21 protein-coding genes are annotated in these 19721 nt (G+C 55.7%); 15 read left to right on the top strand and 6 right to left on the bottom strand.

Annotated features, from left to right (window positions below; genetic code table 11):
- Positions 1 to 127: 127 nt before the first annotated feature.
- The 3 genes from K7H09_RS09705 (at position 128) to K7H09_RS09695 (ending at position 1747) form a co-directional block, all read left to right on the top strand.
- Positions 128 to 655: a GNAT family N-acetyltransferase gene (locus tag K7H09_RS09705; RefSeq protein ID WP_035538687.1), complete on the top strand. Its 528-nt coding sequence runs from the start codon at positions 128 to 130 to the stop codon at positions 653 to 655.
- Positions 656 to 717: 62 nt separating this feature from the next.
- Positions 718 to 1188: a GNAT family N-acetyltransferase gene (locus tag K7H09_RS09700; RefSeq protein ID WP_022520600.1), complete on the top strand. Its 471-nt coding sequence runs from the start codon at positions 718 to 720 to the stop codon at positions 1186 to 1188.
- A 76-nt stretch (positions 1189 to 1264) separates the two neighbouring features.
- Positions 1265 to 1747, top strand: a complete 483-nt coding sequence (locus K7H09_RS09695; protein WP_041157814.1) for a GNAT family N-acetyltransferase — start codon at positions 1265 to 1267, stop codon at positions 1745 to 1747.
- A 444-nt stretch (positions 1748 to 2191) separates the two neighbouring features.
- Here K7H09_RS09695 and K7H09_RS09690 read toward each other — a convergent pair whose 3' ends face one another.
- Complete coding sequence (locus tag K7H09_RS09690; protein ID WP_009287226.1) at positions 2192 to 3073, bottom strand: helix-turn-helix domain-containing protein; 882 nt, start codon at positions 3071 to 3073, stop codon at positions 2192 to 2194.
- Between the two features lie 168 nt (positions 3074 to 3241).
- On the opposite strand from K7H09_RS09690, the gene K7H09_RS09685 reads away from it, so the two are divergent.
- Positions 3242 to 4138: a DMT family transporter gene (locus K7H09_RS09685; RefSeq protein WP_009287227.1), complete on the top strand. Its 897-nt coding sequence runs from the start codon at positions 3242 to 3244 to the stop codon at positions 4136 to 4138.
- Positions 4139 to 4245: 107 nt separating this feature from the next.
- Here K7H09_RS09685 and K7H09_RS09680 read toward each other — a convergent pair whose 3' ends face one another.
- The 4 genes from K7H09_RS09680 to K7H09_RS09665 all read right to left on the bottom strand — a co-directional run bounded on the left by K7H09_RS09680 (position 4246) and on the right by K7H09_RS09665 (position 7374).
- On the bottom strand, positions 4246 to 4476 hold the full coding sequence (locus K7H09_RS09680; protein ID WP_039859276.1) for a hypothetical protein: 231 nt from the start codon (positions 4474 to 4476) through the stop codon (positions 4246 to 4248).
- Positions 4473 to 4886 (bottom strand): hypothetical protein, encoded by a 414-nt coding sequence (locus K7H09_RS09675; RefSeq protein ID WP_027959845.1) that lies wholly within the window; start codon positions 4884 to 4886, stop codon positions 4473 to 4475. Before K7H09_RS09675 ends, K7H09_RS09680 begins: the two co-directional genes overlap by 4 nt.
- Before the next feature lie 37 nt (positions 4887 to 4923).
- Entirely contained in the window at positions 4924 to 5745 is an 822-nt protein-coding gene (locus K7H09_RS09670) for an aldo/keto reductase (protein WP_022520595.1), read from the bottom strand.
- 381 nt (positions 5746 to 6126) lie between these two features.
- Positions 6127 to 7374: an AGE family epimerase/isomerase gene (locus K7H09_RS09665; protein WP_230804530.1), complete on the bottom strand. Its 1248-nt coding sequence runs from the start codon at positions 7372 to 7374 to the stop codon at positions 6127 to 6129.
- A 422-nt stretch (positions 7375 to 7796) separates the two neighbouring features.
- Between K7H09_RS09665 and K7H09_RS09660 the strand changes: the two genes are divergently transcribed.
- The 7 genes from K7H09_RS09660 (at position 7797) to K7H09_RS09630 (ending at position 14530) form a co-directional block, all read left to right on the top strand.
- The gene (locus tag K7H09_RS09660; RefSeq protein ID WP_027959842.1) at positions 7797 to 8084 is read left to right on the top strand and encodes a hypothetical protein; all 288 of its coding nucleotides are present in this window, start codon (positions 7797 to 7799) and stop codon (positions 8082 to 8084) included.
- A gap of 171 nt (positions 8085 to 8255) precedes the next feature.
- Complete coding sequence (locus K7H09_RS09655; protein WP_190373740.1) at positions 8256 to 9251, top strand: 3-oxoacyl-[acyl-carrier-protein] synthase III C-terminal domain-containing protein; 996 nt, start codon at positions 8256 to 8258, stop codon at positions 9249 to 9251.
- Complete coding sequence (locus tag K7H09_RS09650) at positions 9248 to 10258, top strand: NAD-dependent epimerase/dehydratase family protein (protein WP_041157818.1); 1011 nt, start codon at positions 9248 to 9250, stop codon at positions 10256 to 10258. Before K7H09_RS09655 ends, K7H09_RS09650 begins: the two co-directional genes overlap by 4 nt.
- The gene (locus K7H09_RS09645; RefSeq protein ID WP_230804528.1) at positions 10255 to 11103 is read left to right on the top strand and encodes an MBL fold metallo-hydrolase; all 849 of its coding nucleotides are present in this window, start codon (positions 10255 to 10257) and stop codon (positions 11101 to 11103) included. The genes K7H09_RS09650 and K7H09_RS09645 overlap by 4 nt, the downstream gene beginning before the upstream one ends.
- Complete coding sequence (locus tag K7H09_RS09640; protein WP_230804526.1) at positions 11030 to 12364, top strand: hypothetical protein; 1335 nt, start codon at positions 11030 to 11032, stop codon at positions 12362 to 12364. Before K7H09_RS09645 ends, K7H09_RS09640 begins: the two co-directional genes overlap by 74 nt.
- On the top strand, positions 12357 to 13517 hold the full coding sequence (locus K7H09_RS09635; RefSeq protein ID WP_230804524.1) for an ATP-grasp domain-containing protein: 1161 nt from the start codon (positions 12357 to 12359) through the stop codon (positions 13515 to 13517). The genes K7H09_RS09640 and K7H09_RS09635 overlap by 8 nt, the downstream gene beginning before the upstream one ends.
- Positions 13517 to 14530, top strand: coding sequence for an aromatic ring-hydroxylating oxygenase subunit alpha (locus K7H09_RS09630; protein WP_230804522.1), 1014 nt, complete (start codon positions 13517 to 13519; stop codon positions 14528 to 14530). The genes K7H09_RS09635 and K7H09_RS09630 overlap by 1 nt, the downstream gene beginning before the upstream one ends.
- A 39-nt stretch (positions 14531 to 14569) precedes the next feature.
- Here the strand turns inward: K7H09_RS09630 and K7H09_RS09625 are convergent, their stop codons facing one another.
- The gene (locus K7H09_RS09625) at positions 14570 to 16381 is read right to left on the bottom strand and encodes a DUF4153 domain-containing protein (RefSeq protein WP_230804520.1); all 1812 of its coding nucleotides are present in this window, start codon (positions 16379 to 16381) and stop codon (positions 14570 to 14572) included.
- Positions 16382 to 16607: 226 nt separating this feature from the next.
- Here K7H09_RS09625 and K7H09_RS09620 point away from each other — a divergent pair, with 226 nt between their 5' ends.
- The 4 genes from K7H09_RS09620 (at position 16608) to K7H09_RS09605 (ending at position 19664) form a co-directional block, all read left to right on the top strand.
- Positions 16608 to 16946 (top strand): low molecular weight protein tyrosine phosphatase family protein, encoded by a 339-nt coding sequence (locus K7H09_RS09620; RefSeq protein ID WP_138799930.1) that lies wholly within the window; start codon positions 16608 to 16610, stop codon positions 16944 to 16946.
- A 162-nt stretch (positions 16947 to 17108) separates the two neighbouring features.
- The gene (locus K7H09_RS09615; protein ID WP_138799931.1) at positions 17109 to 17702 is read left to right on the top strand and encodes a hypothetical protein; all 594 of its coding nucleotides are present in this window, start codon (positions 17109 to 17111) and stop codon (positions 17700 to 17702) included.
- Between the two features lie 273 nt (positions 17703 to 17975).
- Entirely contained in the window at positions 17976 to 18362 is a 387-nt protein-coding gene (locus K7H09_RS09610) for a DUF6559 family protein (RefSeq protein ID WP_138799932.1), read from the top strand.
- Between the two features lie 531 nt (positions 18363 to 18893).
- Complete coding sequence (locus K7H09_RS09605) at positions 18894 to 19664, top strand: aminoglycoside adenylyltransferase family protein (protein ID WP_230804518.1); 771 nt, start codon at positions 18894 to 18896, stop codon at positions 19662 to 19664.
- Positions 19665 to 19721: the final 57 nt, after the last annotated feature.

The raw sequence follows: 19721 nt of genomic DNA, 5'->3' as shown, positions 1-19721 counted from the left end.
GGTCACCGAGATTCAGCGTTCAAGTGGATAAGTAGTTGGTTGCAGGGGCGTGGTATAGCAAAACGTCATGGCAGCGGTTAGCCTAAACGGTTTGTTGATGACGCTCATTGAGCAAATAGGCGCAGCCATGGAACATTCATCCGCAGTCACGCTGGCGTTGGCAGACGCATCGGCATTTGATGCGTTCAAGCAAGAGCTAAAAGCCTCGTTTAGCGTGGCGGTAGAAGAGACCTTTGGCGCGGTGGAGCCGAGCTTGATTCCCTCTGACGCAGATATCGAGAACTCTCTTAATGCGCCAGATGCCATGGTGCATCACATCCTTTTAGATGGCGTTAAAGTGGGGGGCGCGATTGTAGTCATTGACGAATCCACTCAACACAACTCGTTGGATCTGTTCTATCTCTTGCCCAGCACCCACGGGCGTGGCGTGGGCTACCGTGCGTGGAAAGCCATCGAGCAGGCGTACCCCAAGACGCGGGTATGGATGACCCATACGCCTTACTTCGAAAAGCGAAACATCCACTTTTATGTCAACAAGTGTGGTTTTAAGATTGTCTCCTTTTACAACCGCTATTACCCCTTACCGGATGATGAGGAGGCAGGCGGTAAGGCACACAAGCTAGAGTTTTTTGGATTCGAAAAAGTCATGATGTAAGCCCCAGAAAGGGCGGGTATGAGCCGATAGCAACGGGCTCTCAAAGAAAAAAGGACTTTAGAATGACCGTAAGAGCAGCAGAAAAAAACGATATTGCCGCCATCGCCGAGGTGTATCAGGCGTGTTTCCCCCGTGAGAAAAATCACGCGCTGTGGATTGAGTCGTCGTTTAACACCTATCCACGGGGCGTTTACTACGTGGTGGAGGTGGACGGTCTGGTGCGTGGCTATATCCTTTGGTGCGTTAAGAACGGCTTTCGGGAAAAAAGCATCATCGAGCTGGAGCAAATCGGCATTCACCCGGAAGCAGCAGGTAGGGGGCTGGGTAAGCAGCTCATTGTGGAGTCGCTAGCGCCGTTCAAGGCCCACGTGCGTCGCCAGGGCTGCGATGTGGGGGCGGTGATGGTGACCACTTCGGAAGGCAACTTCGCTGAGAAGCTGTATCAATCCACGCTGGGAGTCTCCCGCGCGGCCGTGATTAGCGGCTATGGGGCTGGAGATGAGGTGATCTTATATAACGCCAGCGTAGAGTAGCGCGAGAGCGGTTGCGTGCGAATTGGTGACGCAGCAAGCGGAACACAAACATTATTACAAGATACGGAGGTAGGTAATGTCAGAAGTGGAAATCCGGCAAGCTACCATTGAAGACTCGGCTTTAATCCATAAATTTGTCATAGAACTTGCGACTTATGAAAAAGCAGAGCATGAAGTGCTAGCGACAGTCGCGGATATAGAAAACGCTTTGTTTGGCGATAATACGACGACTAAGGCCGTTATCTGTTATTTCAATAACGAACCTATTGGCTTTGCGGTCTATTTCTTCAATTTCTCAACATGGCTCGGTAAGCATGGGCTATATCTTGAAGATTTGTACGTTACTCAAAAATATCGTGGCGTCGGGGCTGGCAAAGCACTTTTGAAGTATCTTGCTAACATTGCAATATCGAAAAAATGCGGCCGTTTCGAGTGGAACGTACTTGACTGGAATGAACCTGCGATCCAGTTCTATGAGTCAATAGGCGCAAAACCGCAAAATGAATGGATAGGCTACCGTTTGACAGGAAAAGCGCTTGAAGACTTTGCAGTTAGTTAACAAGATATAACAAGTCGCAGAAGTTCGCGTCTGGTGGCCGCCCTTTCCTTGGCTTCTTCGTCGCCACTCCATAGGGCGAAACCCTGGAACATGATAAGGGCTAGGCCCAGCGTGGTAACTGCTGTGGGGGCGGCATGAATGCCGAACACTTCCGCCAGGTGCCAGGTGCCAGGTGCCGCCGCTTAGCGGCGCCATCAGCGGCATTATGATCAGGCCGAAGAGGCTGATGGCTATACCTATAGCAACTGGTGAGTTTGTTGCGCGTGGCGCGTTATCCATTCCCCATCCCGTTAACGCCATCAATACCAGCAGCATGGCCTGGGCAATGAAAGCGTCTCCAATATAGCCCCCGGCCCAGTTGAGCGCTGCATAGCGCTGAAAGAAAAACGCGACGGCGACAAAGTCCTAAAGCGGGGCGGGTAGCAGGCAGTCTTCGTAAGAATCCTAGCTACGTTGTTGCGTCCGATACTCAGTAGGACTGACACCTGTCTCTGCGCGAAAGCGGTTGCTGAAATGACTGCTGGAGCCAAAACCGCAGCGTAGTGCGATCTCAGTCATATTTAGCGATGTTTCCGCCAACAAGTATTGCGCCCGGATAAGACGACGGTGCAGCACATAGCGATGTGGTGGGTAACCAGTGGCTTGTTTGAACATGCGGGCGAAGTGGTAGTCACTTAAGCCAGTGATACCCGCCATGCATGCCAGCGTAAGGGGTTGGTTCAGGTGATGCTCAATGAACTCCACCACTCGTTTTAATTGCCACGCAGGTAGTCCACCGGTTGGGCGCAGAGTTGGCAGTCGGTGCTGGCTATAGTGGCGTAGGGTGTGTATCAATGCCGTTTGGGTGGCGGAATCCAGCGCTAATTGATCCAGCGGGTCTTGCCAGTTGCTCTGGCCAAGGGTGGTGCAAAACAGCTGAGTGAGCAGGGCATCCTGGGCGAAGTCGATTTCGTCCAGTTGCACGCTTCGGCCATCTTTATCCCATACCTGTTCGATCAACTGACTCAGGTGAGTGTCGCTGAAATAGAAATGCAGTAGTGAGATAGGCCCATGCACGTCCCAACTTGTGATCAGATTGGCGGGCATTAAACACACGCTATTGCTGGTCTCGCTGGCAATGGTTTGTGATCCCTGCCTGCGTAGGGAGTTCTCCGCGCCGTTCAGATAAACGCTCAGAGTGTGGTGGTTTGAGTGAATTTTCTCAATACGGTCTTCTTGGTTACTCCAACGGGCCAGCGCCATGCCATTTTTTAGCTGGGTGCTACTTACTAGACGCGCCTGCGTCTGTTTCATCCTGGGATAGTGGCTCAAAGTGTCGGTGAACATGGGCGGCTCCTGGGAACTGCGTTAACAGTACTCAGGCTCAGCACGAAACTCAATTCAGCGAACCATTCAACCGCAAGAATAGACAAACTGGCGCAAACGCAGGCAAGCTAGCCAGCCGGGGTGAGCCGATACTATGGCTGACACTAACCACTCTGGGAATGGCAAGCCATGAATAGTCTTCTGTATATCTCAACAGTTCTTATCTGGGGCTCGACCTGGCTGGCTATCGCTTGGCAAGTGGGCGAGGTGGCGGTGCCGGTCTCGGTATTCTATCGTTTTCTCATCGCCGCGCTGGTGCTGTTGGCCGGGCTTACATTGTTGCGCCGACGCCAGGCTCTGCATACCAGGGATCATCTTTTCTGCCTGTTGCAGGGGGGCTGTGTCTTTGGTTTGAATTTCTACTGCTTCTATACCGCTGCGGGTTATCTGCCCAGCGGCCTAATTGCCATCCTGTTTTCTATGTCGATACTGTTTAATGCGGCCAATGGCTACCTGTTCTTTCGCACACCGGTTCCGCGGGTATTTTACCTGGCTTTGGCCCTTGGTCTGCCGGGCATGGCGCTGATTTTCTGGCAGGATCTGGTCACAGTTGAGGCTACGTGGGAACTGCTGGGCGCCATTGGTTTGACGTTGCTGGGTACCTACGGGTTTTCGCTGGGTAACATGGTGTCGGTCAGGCACCAGCGATGCGGCTTGAAAATCAACACCACCAACGCCTTTGCTATGCTGTATGGGGGGATGTTGATGGGGCTGATTGCCTGGGCTCAGGGAGCCAGTTTCAGCCTGCCAGCGGAACCGAGATATCTAGGTGCCCTGGTTTATTTGGCGGTAATAGGATCGGTGGGAGGCTTTGGTGCCTACTTTATGCTGGTCGGCCGTATTGGTGCCGGTAAGGCGGCTTATGCGACGGTATTGTTTCCTTTGGTTGCGCTGGCGCTGTCAACGGTGTTCGAGGGTTACCAGTGGCATGCGGATGCACTTATAGGGTTAGCAATGATTGTGAGTGGCAACCTGCTGATGTTTAATGCCCATCGTTTGGTTTGGCGGTGGCGGCAGCCTGTTTAGTGACTAATAAAGAGGGCACTGCATTTCAGTTGCGGTGGTTGGAGGCGCCGAGCCATACATGGGCGAAGAGTCGATCAGTCCGCCGTCATGCTCGAAGAATGCCTTAACTACTTCGGTACGCACATCGAGCAGCTTCGGATCACTGCCAACGTTGAATGTTCGCCAAGTGCCCATGCCGATAATGGCAGCGTTTTGTCCGTGCCCGCAAAGGTCTTCTGTTGCATCCCGCCCGTGTTGGCAAGAAGTGATACGGTTGGGAGCGTCATGGCGGTGAGCGTGGTGCCGATGAGCGTAAGGCTTTGTCTGCGCGTGATGCGATGCTTGATGTGATGCTTCATAGCGGTCGCTCCTTCAGGTTTTTTTGAACCGGCACCGTGGCAGCCAACACCAGCACAAAGCATGTCAGCACAAATACCTTATTCACAAACCAGTTGGTACGCCAGATCGACCACTCAGGGTCGGCGAGAAAACGGACGAACAGGGTACAGATGATGAGGATTTCAATGACGGACATGCCCACCGCCAATGCACGCGTATAGCTAGGCCGTTCGAGCAGCGCCCAACCTAGCCAAACGTGCGCCAGTGGCCATAGATCCCAATAGATATGCCTTGCCCAGGGCTCGCCGTATGCCAGCCCGTACCCAATGGGAAACAGGTATTTAATGAACAGCGTCCACGCCGCCAGAATAAACAGCAGGTGGGCGAGAAAGCGAATCCAGGCGTTTGGTTGTGGGGCGGGCAGTGACATGACATCACTCCAGTGCTGGGCCGTTAATGACTCTTCTTCAAACCATCTTCAGAGACTGCTTGCGCATTGGGCGAGGATAGGCGGCATCGATCTGTGCCAGATCATCTTCGTCGAGTCTGACGTTATCTGCATCAAAGTTCTGTCTGAGGTGATCCAGTTTCACGGCTTTAGGAATAGCAATCACACCAGGGTGGCGCAGAGCCCAGGCGAGGGCGACTTGCGCGGTGGTGGCGCTGTGTTTGCCGGCGATGCGTTGCAGGGCGGCATCATGCAGTAGCGCGCCGCCTTGCCCGATCGGGCAATAGGCCATGAGCGGCATGTTTTGTTGTGCTTGCCAAGGCAGCAGGTCGTATTCAATGCCCCGTGCTTCGGGATTGTAGAGCACCTGATTGGTGGCGCAAGCTGGCTCGTTGAGCTCTGCTAAGTCGTCAATGTCGAAGTTCGACACACCCCAGCGCAGGATCTTGCCCTGCTCACGCAGCCGTTCGAAGGCTTCCACTGTTTCGCTCAGCGGGTACTGGCCGCGCCAGTGCAGCAGGTATAGATCGATAGTGTCGGTGCCCAATCGGCGCAGGCTGCGCTCGCAGGCAGCCTGAACACCCTTGGTGCTGGCGTTGTGCGGGTAGACCTTGCTGACCAGATACACTTCATCGCGCCGGCCACGGATTGCTTGGCCAACGACTTCTTCAGCACCGCCCTCGGCATACATCTCTGCGGTATCGATCAGCATCATGCCCAGATCCAGACCTTCACGCAGCGCCCTGACCTCAGCCTGCCGTTGTCCGGCATTCTCGCCCATATGCCAGGTGCCCTGGCCTATACGGGGTACGCTTTCTCCGCCTAGTTTGATTGTCTGCATGTTCTCCTCCTGGTTGTTGGGTAAATGGATGAGAGGTGGGTTCTCGTCCTCTATATCATGCGAGAAGAGCGGAAGCATCGGGCGTACATGCTTAGGAGCAGCTAGCCAGGCGCGTCACTCGAATGCCTCCGCTTCGATACGTCAAAGTCATCGCTGCGCTTCAGGCAGGCCGTATAGCCGGGCCTAGGGGGAGCTTTGAATCTATTCCGGATCACTATGAGTTAATGCAGCTTGAACTCATTAAATTATTCAAGGAAAGAGTTCCAGAGTATGTACGATTAGCGACAGTCGAAAAATAGCTAGGTTAGCCACAGTGACCACTACCCTGGCAGCTAACCTCAGGTGGTCATAATACGATCAGTTCGGGTAAAGGTTGAGCTACTACAGCCTCTCGACAGCCAACGCCAAGTTGAGTGCCAAGGGTAGCCGCGGTATCAGTGTGGCCTGGTAAGCGTGGTAGAGATCGGGCTTGATGTCACCTTCGGCAGTGTCGATCTGCAGCTTACCGTCGAGCTCCTGATACCAGCCGCCCCGCGCGCGATCAATAAAGGTGGTGTCGATGAAATCCCAAAGCCGCCGATACCAGCGCTCGTAGTGGGCCTGATCGGTGCGTTGTAGAAACGCGGCAGCGGCGGCCAGTGCTTCGGCGTGAGTCCAGTGGCGACGCCGCAGGGAGTTTGGGCGACCCTCCCAATCCACGGTATACACTAGCCCTGGGGTGCCGTCGGTGGACCAGCCGTCACGCAGGCTGGCGTCAAATAGCGCCGCAGCGTCAGCGAATAGCCAAGAAGGAGCTGCGCGGCCGCGAGATTCAAGCGCTGCCTCCAGGTGGAGCATCAGCCGTGACCACTCGAAACCGTGACCCGGCGTGGCGCCATAGGGATAGAACCCGTCGTCGGGGCAGTCGGCGTTGTGCTCCGGCCATTCTGACCAGTCGCCATGAAAATGCTCGAGGATGCGGTAATCCCGGGGAGCTGCGTGGTGGTGAATCAGCCGTTCAACGATGGCTAGCGCCCGGTCAAGCCATAGCGGTTCGTCGCGCACATCGGCTAGCGCCAAGCACAGCTCTACGCCGTGCATGTTGCTGTTACCGCCGCGGTAGTCGCTCAGTTCGCTCCAGTCCTGGCTGAAACTCTCGACGAAAGCTTGCTCATCCATCGACCAGAAGCGGGTGTCGATCACCCCAATGGCCTCTTCGAGCAGAGCAGCCGCGCCGGGAATGTCGGCGTGGGTCGCAGTGGCGGCACCGAGGGCGACGAAGTGATGGGTATAGCACTGCTTAGTGCGGTCGTCGCTGGTGGCGGGATCGGCCCCGAACCAGCCTCCGTGATGCTCGTCGCGCAGCTTGCCAGACAAAGCGCGAATGGCGTGCTCGGTCAGTGCTGCAGCGCCTGGTAGACCTTGTAGCGCCGCTAGGGCACAGCTGTGCGCCATGCGTGCGGTGAGCATGGTGTCGGCGCTGGCGCCGTCGGGAATGCGCCCGTTACCATTGAGTACTGCGAAACCGCCAGAGGCCAGACGCGCCTGGCGATGAAATTCGAACAATGCGAGCCCTTCGCGGGTCAGCCAGTGGTGATGGGTGGCACTATTGAGCCAGCGCCGGGGTTTTTGATCGGTGTCGTGGTTCATCGCAGCCATGCCTTATGTGATCGAGTGGGATCTTACCTCAGCCATTGACGATGGTGCCGCCGGTCTGACAGCTGGAAGGCTATAAGCGGTGCTTTGCTCAAGGGGCGTAGGTTATGTTTAATTGAGACACCGAGCCCTTTGTGGCCGCATACACAATCCATGCGCCAGATGCCAAAGCTACGTTATATGCTATGACCATGAATCCGACTTATAGAAAATGCAATCATAAAGACATACAACCTATCGCACCGTCAGGTGGCGCACTTCTCAGCCTGGTTCGCTTTTTTCATCGTCGCGCTTCGTTAGTTGTAGCGCAAAGTCTTTGCGCCAAAACAGTTGGTCAAGTATCGAATACCATAGCTTCTACATTTCCGCGTTTTTGCCACCCGTGAGAAGCGGCATTAAATATATATTGGAGTGCTATGTTTAGGCTCGAAGTCGCGGCATTAGTTACTGGTTTAGCAAGTATTGCAGTTGCTTTGCTCATCCCTTTTGCCTGGAGTTTGTTTCCCGAAATAATGCGCGCCTACTTTCTCGGTGGCGAGCCAGGGGCGATAGTCGTTGGAGTAGGTGTTTTAGTTGGGATAGTAGGAAGTATGCTGTTTGTTATAAACCTGTTTCGCAGGCAGTTCACTCTGTGGTGGGTGAGGCTATTAGCGGTGTTGGCTCTTTCCCTGGGCCTCGCCACGGTCGGTGCAACTGGAATTTAACAAACGTAAGCAGCAGACAGCTATCCGCAAATCACGAGCTTTTTTAGCGTGTGATTGGCTCTCCTTTACGCGCTCCACCAAGTTAGCCATAAAATGAACATCGTCTAATTTCTAATTGATTGATATTAAGCTTTATTAGAGTATGAGAGCGAATCGATTAGAATTGGACATATGATTAGCAACTTTACGATTGCCGGGTGGGGCAGCTATCGCCCTCGCACCCTGTTAACTTCGCGGGCTCTGGACGAGCGTCAAGGTCAATCGCCCGGCTGGACTGAACGTCAGTTTGGCATTGCCGCGCGCCATGTCGCGAGCGAGGAGGAGACCACCTCGATGATGGCGACTGAGGCAGCCCGTGAGGCGCTGAACCGCGCAGGCTGGGGCAGTACACCGCCCGACGTCATCATTGGCGGTTGTGGCGTTATGGAGCAACCGATTCCGTCTACAGCCGCGTTAGTCCAGAACCGTCTCGGCTTTGGCCAGTCCGGCGTGCCTAGCTTTGATGTTAACCAGACCTGTTTATCCTTTATGGTGGCACTGGATATCGCCGCCATGGGCATTGCCTGCGGGCGCTGGCGGCGCGCGCTTGTATTTGCGAGCGATATCGCGTCGGCAGGGCTTAACCCTGAGGAGCCGAAAACGCGCTCCATCTTTGGCGATGGTGCGGCGGCACTGGCGATTGAGGCGACGTCAGACCCAACCTGTGGAATGCGTTCAAGCGTTTCGGTTACCCATGGTGCTCACCACGCGCTAGCGCAGCTTCGCGCGGGCGGCACAAAGTTGCGCATCGCTGAAGGTTACCAGGCGCTGGTCGCCGGTTCCTATTTCGAGATGGACGCCTTTGGCATCTTCAAGGCCGCTGCCAAAGCGTTGCCTGGCGTCATCGAGCGTGCGCTCACTCAGGCGGAAATAAGCAAGGATGATCTCGCCTGCGTGATTTGCCACCAGGCGAGTGCGCCAGGGGTCGAGCATATCAAGCGGCTTTTTGCGCCCAACAGTGACCGCGTGGTCAATATCTTCCCGAATACCGGTAACCAGATCGCCGCCTCAATCCCGACCGTGCTCGCCCACGCACTCACGACGGGGGTCGCCAAGCCGGGTGACTATATCCTGCTGTTGGGCACTGCCGCGGGGATCAGTGCCAGTGCAATGGTGCTCAAGCTATGAGTCAACGGCGTATCCTTATCACCGGGGCGACCGGCGGGCTGGGCATGGCGCTGGTGCGCGAGGCGCTAAAACGCGGGCATGCTGTGCGAGCCACAGGGCGTTCGCAGGCGGCGGGCGAGGCGCTTACGTCACTCGGCGCGCAGTTTGTTAGGGCGGATCTTACCCAGCCAGAAGTTGATTTTCGCGGGCTCTTAAAGGATGTCGATAGCGTGATTCATGCCGCCGCCTTATCGGCCAGCTGGGGCCCCAGGCGAGCATTTGAGATCCACAACATTCAACTGACCGAACGCCTGCTTGAAGCGGCCAGCTGCTCGAGCGTTGAGCGTTTCATGTTTGTTTCTTCGCCGTCAATTTTTGCTGCGTATCGTGACCGGATAGCCATCGGCGAATATGACGGCCCCGCGCTTCAGCCACTTAACCACTACGCACGTACCAAGCTCGCGGCGGAACGTCGCGTGCTTGAGCCGCGGGAAGACGCCATGGCCTGCTGCGCCATTCGCCCTCGCGCACTGGTGGGGCCGGGCGATCGGGTGATCTTGCCCAAGTTGGCCGAACTGGCGGGGCGCGAGCGGATGCCGCTTCCGCGTGGCGGCCGGGCGCTGATTGAGTTGACCGATCTGCGCGACGCCGCATGGGCTATCTGCGCCGCTGAGGAGCAGGCAGTCGGGCTTGCCGGAAGGGCAATCAACATATCGGGAGGTAGCCCCATTGCGGTACGAGAGGTGGCTGGTAAGCTCGCCGATGCGCTGGGAAAAACACCACAACTTGTCTCACTGCCGGTTGGCTTGGCGCGCGCTATTGCTGTGCTCAGTGAAAACGCTGCGCTGCTGATGCGCTCTGCTCGCGAGCCGATGCTGACCCGCTACAAGCTGGCGACGCTGGCCTACTCTCAGACCTTTGATCTTGAGCCTGCTCAGCGACTACTCGGCTACCGACCCCAGCATGATGCACTGGCAACCCTGCTGGCCGAAGCGCGGCAGCTTGCCATGCAGGAAAAGCAGCCATGATCCGCGTCGGATTTCGTTGGCTTGAACGCGGTTTATGCCGACATCCAGAGATCGCCACTCTCTCAGGTGGGAGCCTGTGTGCGGTTGATTTTCCCGCCATGGTGGGGGTGATTGATCACCCGACGCGGGGTATTTTGTTGTTTGATACCGGCTATGATCCTGCTTTTATCAATGCAACCGAGACGTTTCCCGAGCGGTTCTATCGCTGGACAACGCCGGTCAAAATCGATGCACAGCAGGCGTGGAGCGCCTGGCTCGCGACCCATGGGATTGAAGACAGTGCGATTGTCGGCACCATCATCTCGCATTTTCATGGCGACCACGTCGCGGGAATGAGCCACCTTGCCCAGCGGCCGGTCTATTGCGCCCGTGCGGGCCTGTCCGAGTTGCGCCGACCGGGTCGCTTTAGCCGCGTGCGCCAGGGCCTGCTGCCTGCGCTGGTTCCTCAGGCGGCCGATGCCAATGCTCGCTTTTTCGAAGATGCTCCAGCAGTGGCGCTACCCAGCGGATTTGCGCCCTTTAACGAAGGTCGCGACATCCTGGGCGATGGTAGCCTGATCGCCGTCGAACTGCCCGGCCACTGCGTCGGCCACTGGGGGCTGGCACTGCGCACCACCGATGATCGCCAGGTTTTGCTGGCTGCCGATGCGGTGTGGCTTGGCAAGTCAATCACGCAGCGCCGACCGCCGCCGCGGCTTACCACCGCACTTCTCGGCGATACCCTGCGTTATCGCGCTACGCTAAACCTGTTGAGCGAGGCGGCGTGCTGCAATGGCGACTTGGTCATCCTACCTTCGCATTGCGCTGCCAGTGCCAAGCGCTTTGGCGGCCATGATGCGAACTGACCGGGTCTTAGCCGCGTGGATACGAACGGGGCGTGCGCTGAGCCTGTCGTCGGGGCAACTGGCTGCGCGGCGAGCCAATATGTGGCGCAAGCTGCAGCCTGTCATCGCCCGTACTCCCGCACTGGCAAGATATGCCGGTCGTGATCTGGCGGAGTTTCCGGTCACTGACATCGAGGATCTTCGTGCTGATTACGGCGCTTGGAATAGCCTAGGCATGAGCGATGAGGAACTGCGCGGGTTGGCCGCCGCCGCGGAGCAAGGCACAGCCGTTGGCGAATTGTCGGCAGGCTGGTCGACCGGAACGGGAGGCGGTGCGCGAGGGCTATTTCTCGCCAGCCCCGCAGAGCGTGCCGACTACATCGGTCAGAGCCTGGCCCGACTGCTACCGGCGCGTGCTTGGCTCAAGCGCCAACGGCTCGCCCTGCATTTGCGCGCCAGTAATGCGCTCTACAGCGATGTTGGGCGAGGGCGGTTTACGTTTGCCCATTTCCCTCTCGAAGCGTCGATTGAACAGAGCATTGAGGAATTGGCGCAATTCGAGCCGACGATCCTGATCGCACCTCCCCATCGGCTGGCAGCCTTTGCCCAAGCAGGGGCGCATTTCCCCTCGCTGCAGCATCTGTTTTGCGGCAGCGAACCGGCCGGTGAAGCTGAGTGCCACTTCTTTACCGAGCGGCTGGGGGTAAGGCCACGTCAAATATACCAAGCGACCGAAGGGTTTCTGGCCGCTGAGTGTGCGAACGGCCGGCTGCATCTCAACGACCATGCGTTGGCTATCGAGCTTGAGCCGGTTCCCGGCACGCCCGGCTATCGACCGATCATTACCGATCTTCGCCGCACCAGCCAACCAATAGTCCGTATTCGCGGTGACGATTATCTTGAGCTCGACGCTTGTCCCTGCCCGTGCGGTTTTGCGGGTCGGGTCATCCATGCGCCACAAGGCCGGGTGAACGATATCTGGCGTTTTGAGGGTCGCACCGTTACGCCACCTCTAGTGGTAGCAGCGCTTGAGGCGGTGCTGGGGGGCGACAATATCTGGCAGGCCGAAGCAGGGCCTGAGCGCGTCGTGCTGCATTTGTCATCTCGTTACCCTGCCGCTATCTCAACCACGATCTCCGCCTCAATCTCCACTACGAGCGCAACGACTGCTGCACGGGCACTGAGCCAGGCATGCGATTTGCCGGTGCCGGTTGAGGTCGTTCATGATCTAAGCGCGTGGAGCGGCCCCAAGCGCCGTAAAGTGGTGTGGCGTGATGGCTAGACGCGTGCTTATTACCGGCGCCCGGGCGGTTGCCGCGCTGGATATTGCCCGGGATTTCGCCGCGGCCGGATGGGAGCCGCATCTGGCTGACAGCGTACCGGTGCGCATGGCGCGCTGGTCGAAAGCCCCTGCGCGGGTTCACCGCTATCCTGCGCCCCGGCAGCAGGGCGCAGCCTTCCGCGCGCGTATTGTCGAGCTAGTCGATACCTTCGGTTTCGAGCGGGTGGTGCCGACCTGCGAGGAGGTTTTCCATCTTGCGGCGCCTGCCCTTCAGTGCCGATTGGGTGAGCGCCTGTTTGTGCCTAACCTTGCCACGTTACGCCAACTACACGACAAGCTCGCCTTTGCGCGCCACTGTGGCGAATGGGGCCTGCCCGTGCCGGAAAGCCATCCGATAGACTCCGTAGAAGACTTGACTCGCTTCGCTAGCAGAAGTCGCGAGTGGGTATTCAAACCGCGCTTCAGCCGATTTGGTGATAGCGCACTGGTCGCCCCTGACCGGCGTGCGTTGGCCGCTATTACACCCAGCCCCGACAAACCCTGGATGGCACAAGCGCGTATCCATGGCGAAGAAGTCTGCTTTCATGGCGTGGCGCATCGGGGAGAATTGGTTGCCTTTGCTGCCTACCGTTCCAGCTGGCGCCTGGGCGGGGGAGCTGGCTATGCTTTTGAACCTGTCGCTGATCAGCATCGCGAAGCGCTATGCAAAATAGCTGCTCGCCTAGCGCAGTGTGCCGCCATTCACGGGCAGTTCGCCTGCGATGCAATGTTCGATGAAGCTGGCGTTGCTTACTTGCTTGAGTGCAATCCGCGCGCGACCAGCGGTGTGCATTTGCTCACTGGTGCCGGTCATCTTGCCCATGCAATCGGTGGCGGGATCGCCGCACCTGAGGCCGCGCCACGCACTCTTTATCTTGGCCCGGCAATGGTCGTATTTGGCCTGCCGCAGGCGGTGCGTGGTGCGCGTATGCGCGATTGGTGGCGCTGCGTTGCTACCGGGCACGACGTGGTGTCTCGGCCTGGCGATCGCTGGCCTTTGCTTGGTGCGCTTTGCGATGCCGCCTCCTTCTCCCTGACGGGTTGCAAACACAATATCTCGACGAATGCCGCCGCCACTTACGATCTCGAGTGGAATGGTGAGGAGCTGCCTTAATGACATTCCCCCAGTCAGTCTGTGATGCCTGGCACATGGTTGCCTTATCGAAAGACCTGAAACGCGGCAAAGCGCAAAAGGTCATGTGTTGCGATACACCGATTGCACTCTTTCGCAGCGAAGAGGGGATTGGCGCCTTGGTCGATCGCTGCCCGCACCGCAATTACCCACTTTCTGAAGGGCGTGTGCACAAGGGGGCACTCGAGTGCCCTTACCACGGCTGGCGCTTCGCAAGCGATGGAACCTGTATCGAAGTGCCCGGTTGTCTGATCGATACGGCCCATGATCAAAAGCTGAAGGCCGACGCACTGCGCGTAGTCGAACGGCACGGCGGGATCTTTGTGGCGCTTTCTGACGCGGCACCGCCCGGGCCCGTGTTACCGCCTGATTTTGGCAACCCTGAACTTGATCATTTCTGGTGGCAACAAGGCACCTGGGTGGGGCGTGCCTACGATGCGGTTGAAAACGTTATGGATCCGTTCCACACCAATCATCTGCATCATGGTTTTATTCGTCGCCGGGATCGACGCTTGCCAGTGGAGCTGATTGTTACCAGCCACGGAGACGGGATCGATATGGCCATCGAACAAACCCAGCCCGATTATGGCCTGATGTCGCGCTTTTTGGAGCGTGATCGCTCGCGCAGCGTCTCGCGCTATTATCCGCCCACCACGGTGCAAGCGCGGTGGGAAGGTGAGACCAAGTTGACGTTATGTGTCACCGCCATTTTCACGCCAGCGACGGGAAACAGTTTCACGCCTTTCGCGCGCTTTTCGACACCCAAGGGGTTGGCGCCAAGTTGGCTTAAACAAGCGGCCATTCGGTTGTTCCTGGCACCAGTGGTCTCGCAGGATCGTCGTGCACTAGAGCGCCAACACGAAGTGATGACTCACTTCGGTCAGCCTAAATTCATCTCTGGGCCTGGCGATATTCTCAAAACTCGATTGCATCAGCTCTGGGTTGGTGAGCAGTTAGAGCCCGGCACTGATCCAGCCGTTGAGGTAAGGCTTTAGCCCCCGCGTAAACCCTCGACAATGCGGGGAGCAGGCACCTTAATTAATCCGAACATCGTTTGCCTCTGAACGGGCTTGTATTTGTTGCCTGACGCTTTCGAGGGTGGGCCGCAGGCTGTATAGGCAGTTGCCACTCTGGTAGGCATTTAACGACCCTGGTATGGGCTGTAAATTGGTTGACGGTTTGGTATTTCGACAGCCGTCAGCATTTTCATCCTGCGCTGCGCCTAACTCAGTCAGCGTGCCTAGATGCTGCCAGCCTGCATTGTGCTCGGTATAGACCTGTCCATGCGAGCTGTAGGACGCGTAGATAAGCCATTGTAATTCATGCTCATTGCTTACCTGAAACGCTTGGCAGGGTTCAACTTGGCTTAGGCAGGCTGAGCCCTGCTCAATTAACAAGGCGAGCAATGGCTCGGGTAGCGTGGCGTCTTCAGGGGGCACGCTAAACTGCTGGGCGACATCATCCAGGTTGTGGGTATCCACTAGTGGATCCTGGTTCCAGCGATTGGTTTGTTTTAGCGAGAGCTCAATACGCCGTATCAGCTCAGGTCGCGATTGGGCAAACTCGCTGTCAGCGAGTGCTTGTAATGCCAAACTGCCCGGCTGGCCGAGGTGAAAGCGTAGATAGCGGTAGTCAAAAGCATCCACAGTGGTGCGTCCGTCTATCAACCGCTTGACCTGATGCTGGGCCACCCAGTGGCGCATATCCGCCAGCGGCGTATTAACCACGATCAGCGCCCCGGCCACCAGCAGGGCTAGGCCAATATTGGCGCGCTGCATACTGGGGAGCGCCGCCTGTCTTCGCCAGAGCAGAAGCAGGCTGTAGCTGAAGGTAAACGCTGCCGTCAGTGCCTGCAGCAGTGCCGCCCAGAGCCTATCCAAGCTGAGACCATATTGGTCGATTCGTAGCCAGAGCGCCCAGGCGGCCAGCAGGCTACCTATCGGCAGCAATACGACGGCGAGCATAACGGCGCTGCGTAACCATATAGGATAGGGCAGCTTGTTATCGGTTTGATAGAAAACGGCGTTGAAGAACAGCAGCAGGGTCAACATCAGCGCCATAAGTATTTGCGCGGCTCTGCCGGTATCCCATATCGGCTGCAGGCCGGTCCAGGGCAGCACGGCAAAGAACATCAATAATATTAAAGCAACCAGCGGCAGTAGCGCCTTGATAAGCGCTTCGCACATCAGTCTTACGCTCGCGATAAAACGAAAGCGATTGCGGACCATCACCAGCCCCATGCCAATCACCAGCCAGGTGACTGGATAGAAAAAAGCGGGTGTTTGGAACAATGTTTTGAAAAAGTCTAAGCCAATGGCTGAAAAGAGCGCTGCCCACAAAGATAGCAAGCTCCAAAAAACTCCAATGAATAGGCCTAGTTGGGCGATTGTCAGGGCATGCTCCCATGAGTAATTCAGCATGGGCTGATAGGTTTTTGGCCAAGTGCCACTGGCGGCGCTGCTACGAAAGAACAGCGCAAGAATAAACAAGGCAGTTCCTACGGCCATGCAAAAGGCAAAGGTAAACGGGTGGCCTCCCCACTGCTGCGGCTCGGGCACCTGCTCAACCCAGCCAAGGTGCCAGCCCAGCCAAAACAGTAGGGGAGCCAGCAGCAGCGGTAGGAAGTTGATGCGATCACGCAGTCGCACGATGCTGATCAGATAAAACGCTGGCAAGGCGACTGCGACGGTGTAGAGCGCCTTAAGCCAGCGCTGGTCGGCGACCAGCCAGTACTCATGGTCGATAGCCAAATGCAGCACATAGAGCGCACAACCCTGTACGAAGGCGAGAAAAATCAAGCCCAGGCTAGTGGCCCGATCGAGGGTGTTTAGGCGATTATCGTCCATGACAGCTCTTCTACGGTTGAGTGGCGGCGTGGGGGCCGTAATTCTTCTAAGCAGCTAACGAGCCCTAAGTAACTAGCTGGCCCTAAGTAATTAACTAGCTCTAAGCAACTATAATAACGTGAGAAAGTGACAAAGGTTGCAAAGTGCAAAGATAGACGGAACGAAATACTGCTAATTAATTATGCTGTGCTTTAGGCACGTCGTAAAGCCGGGCCAGGGAGGAGCTTTGAATCTTCTGTTTATATGCAGCGCAAATAGACTCCGCAGTCCGACGGCTGAACGTATCTTTTCAGCTTACCCCGGTATTCAAGCAATTGGAGCTGGGACAAGTTCGAGTGCTAAAACGCCGGTTTCTTGGCGCTTAATTGAGTGGGCTGACATCGTCCTGGTGATGGAAAAGAGTCACCGGGATGAAGTCGCTAAGAAGTACGGGGAGTTACTCAAGGGGAAGAGATTAGTCTGCCTGGATATTCCCGACCACTACGAGTTAATGCAGCCTGAACTCATCACCTTGCTCAAGGAAAGGGTTCCTGAGTATGTGCGGTTGTCAGCAGTCGAAACATAGCGAGGAGCTGGTGCGCCGTAGGATTGATCATAGCGATGAAGAGTCGTTCTCCTCCCATTTCAGGTTTATATGAAATTATACTTATAAAAAACCCTGGTTTTTTAAAGCTCTGGTCAGGTAAAGTTTACTTGGACTGCCATAGACCATAACCAGGAGGGAAGCATGTATCGAGTAGTGATCGTTCTATGTATTTTTTTAGCGGGCTGCACCACAAAACTGTGGGAGCCCAAGCCAGAGAGATTGATGGCCGTTAACGGCTTCTACGTTAATAAAGAAACGAACGATTTAGTGGTCACTACGCGGCGTGAAGCTTTTTTGTTTCCCTCTCAGCAGCAACTTGGCCAGGCGCTGGTGCTTAGCCGAGAAGTTGAGTTTCTTCCCGAATTTAGCGGCTTCTCGCTCTCTAGCTCCAATGTGGTGACCGGCAGCATTAAGCTCACACTGCATGAACAGAACCCTTCAGCCGAACTTGTCAGTCAATTAACCGCATTGGGCTTTACGAAAAACCCCGTCACCGATAGCTTCCAGTTGATACGGGAGATTAGAGGCGAGCGATATACCATTGAAGGAAGTTTGCCGCTTGAAAAACTCGAAAAGGAGTATCAAGTCAGGATGAACATGCCCAGGGGGCCCATCGATACAGCCGGGCGTGTTATCGCAACGCCAGTTGCCATTACATTTGATGCGGCCGCAACGGTCGTGGCAATTCCTCTCTTCGCACTCTTTGCGGTGTCACAGGGTTTGCTTGGGCCATGAGTAAACAGAGCGTCTTAACGAGCGCACAGGGGACGTTTAAAATCTGTTGCCTATAGAGTCAGACTAATGTCTAGGCTTTTTCTGAAAAGTCGGCGTGCGCAGGCCAGGTAAGGCCACAGCCTATTAAAAAGAATCGGATTCGCGTGCGAATTTACGGGTTGTAAATGAGTACTTTGATTGGACTCGTGCACGAGCCGATTCTTAATAGAGTATGGCCAAGCGTAATAGTTAACCAGAGGTTTCCTGGTATTTATTAAAGAACGGAGGTTAAGGGTGGGGCTACTCGATAACTTTAAGAAGAAGCGTGCTATTAAAAGCTACATAGAGAAATTGCCTAACGTTTTGGTCAACGATTATGGCCGCCAGGAATATTACACACAGCTGCAGGTAAGGCGGAGTATTGAGCGTGCGGGGCTAAATAGCCAGCATCAGCACTACGCGCTGGCGATGTATACCAATCATCCAGAATTTGTCGTTTATCAGAGCGAGCTACATGAAAATTTCAGCTATGAAAAGCTGCGTGAAGAGGTCGGCGGTGCCTACTTTTCGGGTAGTACTGAGTTCAACTGTTCAAGCGTAATAGCAGCGTCAGCGAGTTTTGGAGGTGACGCGTCTAGCATCGATTGCTCTGGCGGCGGAGGAGATGGCGGCGGTCAGTGAGCCAGTAATAGCCCATGGCGAGGCTACTTGCATCTGTTTTAGCCAATATGTTAAAGCTGCCAATGCATTGTTCCAGCAAGCCGATAGCCATCTTAAAAGCTAAAGCTGTTTGAAAAGTCGTGTGTGCTGCCGCATCAAGCAGCCAGTGCTGGTCATCACAAAGCCGCCTATAAGCTCAGTCCCGTGGCCGATGAACTTGTCCAGCTTGTTTTTCATTAGGCCACTGTCCTGATGAATTATCTGCTCGTGATGCGTGAGAACATTCCTACTTTGGCTATGTAGATTGTGAAGGTTTCGCCGAGATTGTTCACGACTATCAGCGTCGTGGAGTTAATATCTTTTAGAGAATCACTGATAAACCGTGGGGCCTGCATGAGTTTGGGGTAGTAACACCCGAGGTCATAAGCTTATGTTTGATGAAGATATTGGGCCACCTAAAAACTCAAAAACACTCTCTATCTGGTTCGATTTTTACCATCGCCGCATTTCGTCAGTGTAGGAAACTACATTCCAGCAAAAGTGGTGTGACCCGTGATTCCATATGAAGCACAACAAGCGCAATCCATCGCGGAAGACGTGCTTGGCGAGTCGATTGTGGGTATTTATCTTTTTGGTTCTGCCGTTGCCGATGGCTTACAGCGTAACAGCGATGTTGATGTTCTGGTGGCAGTGAGCGACTCACCAACCTGTAAGCAGAGGGAGGCTCTGGTTGCGCAGCTGATGAAGGTCTCTGGCACGATTGGCAATGCACAAGCTACCAGGCCAGTAGAGCTGACGGTCATCACGATCTCTGATGTTGTGCCCTGGCGGTTCCCGCCGCGGGCGGAACTTATATACGGTGAGTGGTTGCGGGATGAGTTCGAGGCAGGGCACATCCCGAAACCAGCCTGTGATCCTGATCTGGCGATTGTGCTGAAAAAGGTGATCGATAACAGCCTGCCGCTATATGGGATCAACGCCGCTGAGGTGTTTGAGCCAGTGCCAATGGCTGATGTCCAAAGAGCGATTCGTGATTCCTTGCCTACGTTGCTGGCAGAGACAGCAGGTGATGAACGCAATGTGCTCTTAACCTTGTCTCGCATGTGGCTGACCGTAGCAACGGGTGATATTGCTTCAAAAGATGTGGCAGCAGAGTGGGCAAAGGAACAGCTGGCAAAGGAAGATGCGGCTTTATTGGACTACGCTAAGCAAGGCTACTTCGGAAAGGTCGTCGACCAATGGCAGGGGAAGCAGGGGGAGTTCCAGGCGCTAATTTGTTCCATGCGGCAATCCATCGAAACGTGCCTTGCCACCCCGCATTGATAGAAGCGCTGACCCTTACCGAAAGGGAGGTGACTATGGTGCTACTCAAGCACTGAG

Source organism: Halomonas sp. IOP_14 (assembly GCF_021021315.1).
GTDB lineage: Bacteria > Pseudomonadota > Gammaproteobacteria > Pseudomonadales > Halomonadaceae > Vreelandella > Vreelandella titanicae.
The sequence above is the reverse complement of the archived record's forward strand: the minus strand, read 5'-3'. Positions and strand labels throughout refer to the sequence as shown.

Excerpts from the sequence above, each read along its gene's own strand:
- K7H09_RS09705 (WP_035538687.1), top strand. The coding sequence starts at position 128 with ATGGAACATTCATCCGCAGTCACGCTGGCGTTGGCAGACGCATCGGCA.
- K7H09_RS09700 (WP_022520600.1), top strand. The coding sequence starts at position 718 with ATGACCGTAAGAGCAGCAGAAAAAAACGATATTGCCGCCATCGCCGAG.
- K7H09_RS09695 (WP_041157814.1), top strand. The coding sequence starts at position 1,265 with ATGTCAGAAGTGGAAATCCGGCAAGCTACCATTGAAGACTCGGCTTTA.
- K7H09_RS09690 (WP_009287226.1), bottom strand. The coding sequence starts at position 3,073 with ATGTTCACCGACACTTTGAGCCACTATCCCAGGATGAAACAGACGCAG.
- K7H09_RS09685 (WP_009287227.1), top strand. The coding sequence starts at position 3,242 with ATGAATAGTCTTCTGTATATCTCAACAGTTCTTATCTGGGGCTCGACC.
- K7H09_RS09680 (WP_039859276.1), bottom strand. The coding sequence starts at position 4,476 with ATGAAGCATCACATCAAGCATCGCATCACGCGCAGACAAAGCCTTACG.
- K7H09_RS09675 (WP_027959845.1), bottom strand. The coding sequence starts at position 4,886 with ATGTCACTGCCCGCCCCACAACCAAACGCCTGGATTCGCTTTCTCGCC.
- K7H09_RS09670 (WP_022520595.1), bottom strand. The coding sequence starts at position 5,745 with ATGCAGACAATCAAACTAGGCGGAGAAAGCGTACCCCGTATAGGCCAG.
- K7H09_RS09665 (WP_230804530.1), bottom strand. The coding sequence starts at position 7,374 with ATGAACCACGACACCGATCAAAAACCCCGGCGCTGGCTCAATAGTGCC.
- K7H09_RS09660 (WP_027959842.1), top strand. The coding sequence starts at position 7,797 with ATGTTTAGGCTCGAAGTCGCGGCATTAGTTACTGGTTTAGCAAGTATT.
- K7H09_RS09655 (WP_190373740.1), top strand. The coding sequence starts at position 8,256 with ATGATTAGCAACTTTACGATTGCCGGGTGGGGCAGCTATCGCCCTCGC.
- K7H09_RS09650 (WP_041157818.1), top strand. The coding sequence starts at position 9,248 with ATGAGTCAACGGCGTATCCTTATCACCGGGGCGACCGGCGGGCTGGGC.
- K7H09_RS09645 (WP_230804528.1), top strand. The coding sequence starts at position 10,255 with ATGATCCGCGTCGGATTTCGTTGGCTTGAACGCGGTTTATGCCGACAT.
- K7H09_RS09640 (WP_230804526.1), top strand. The coding sequence starts at position 11,030 with ATGGCGACTTGGTCATCCTACCTTCGCATTGCGCTGCCAGTGCCAAGC.
- K7H09_RS09635 (WP_230804524.1), top strand. The coding sequence starts at position 12,357 with ATGGCTAGACGCGTGCTTATTACCGGCGCCCGGGCGGTTGCCGCGCTG.
- K7H09_RS09630 (WP_230804522.1), top strand. The coding sequence starts at position 13,517 with ATGACATTCCCCCAGTCAGTCTGTGATGCCTGGCACATGGTTGCCTTA.
- K7H09_RS09625 (WP_230804520.1), bottom strand. The coding sequence starts at position 16,381 with ATGGACGATAATCGCCTAAACACCCTCGATCGGGCCACTAGCCTGGGC.
- K7H09_RS09615 (WP_138799931.1), top strand. The coding sequence starts at position 17,109 with ATGTATCGAGTAGTGATCGTTCTATGTATTTTTTTAGCGGGCTGCACC.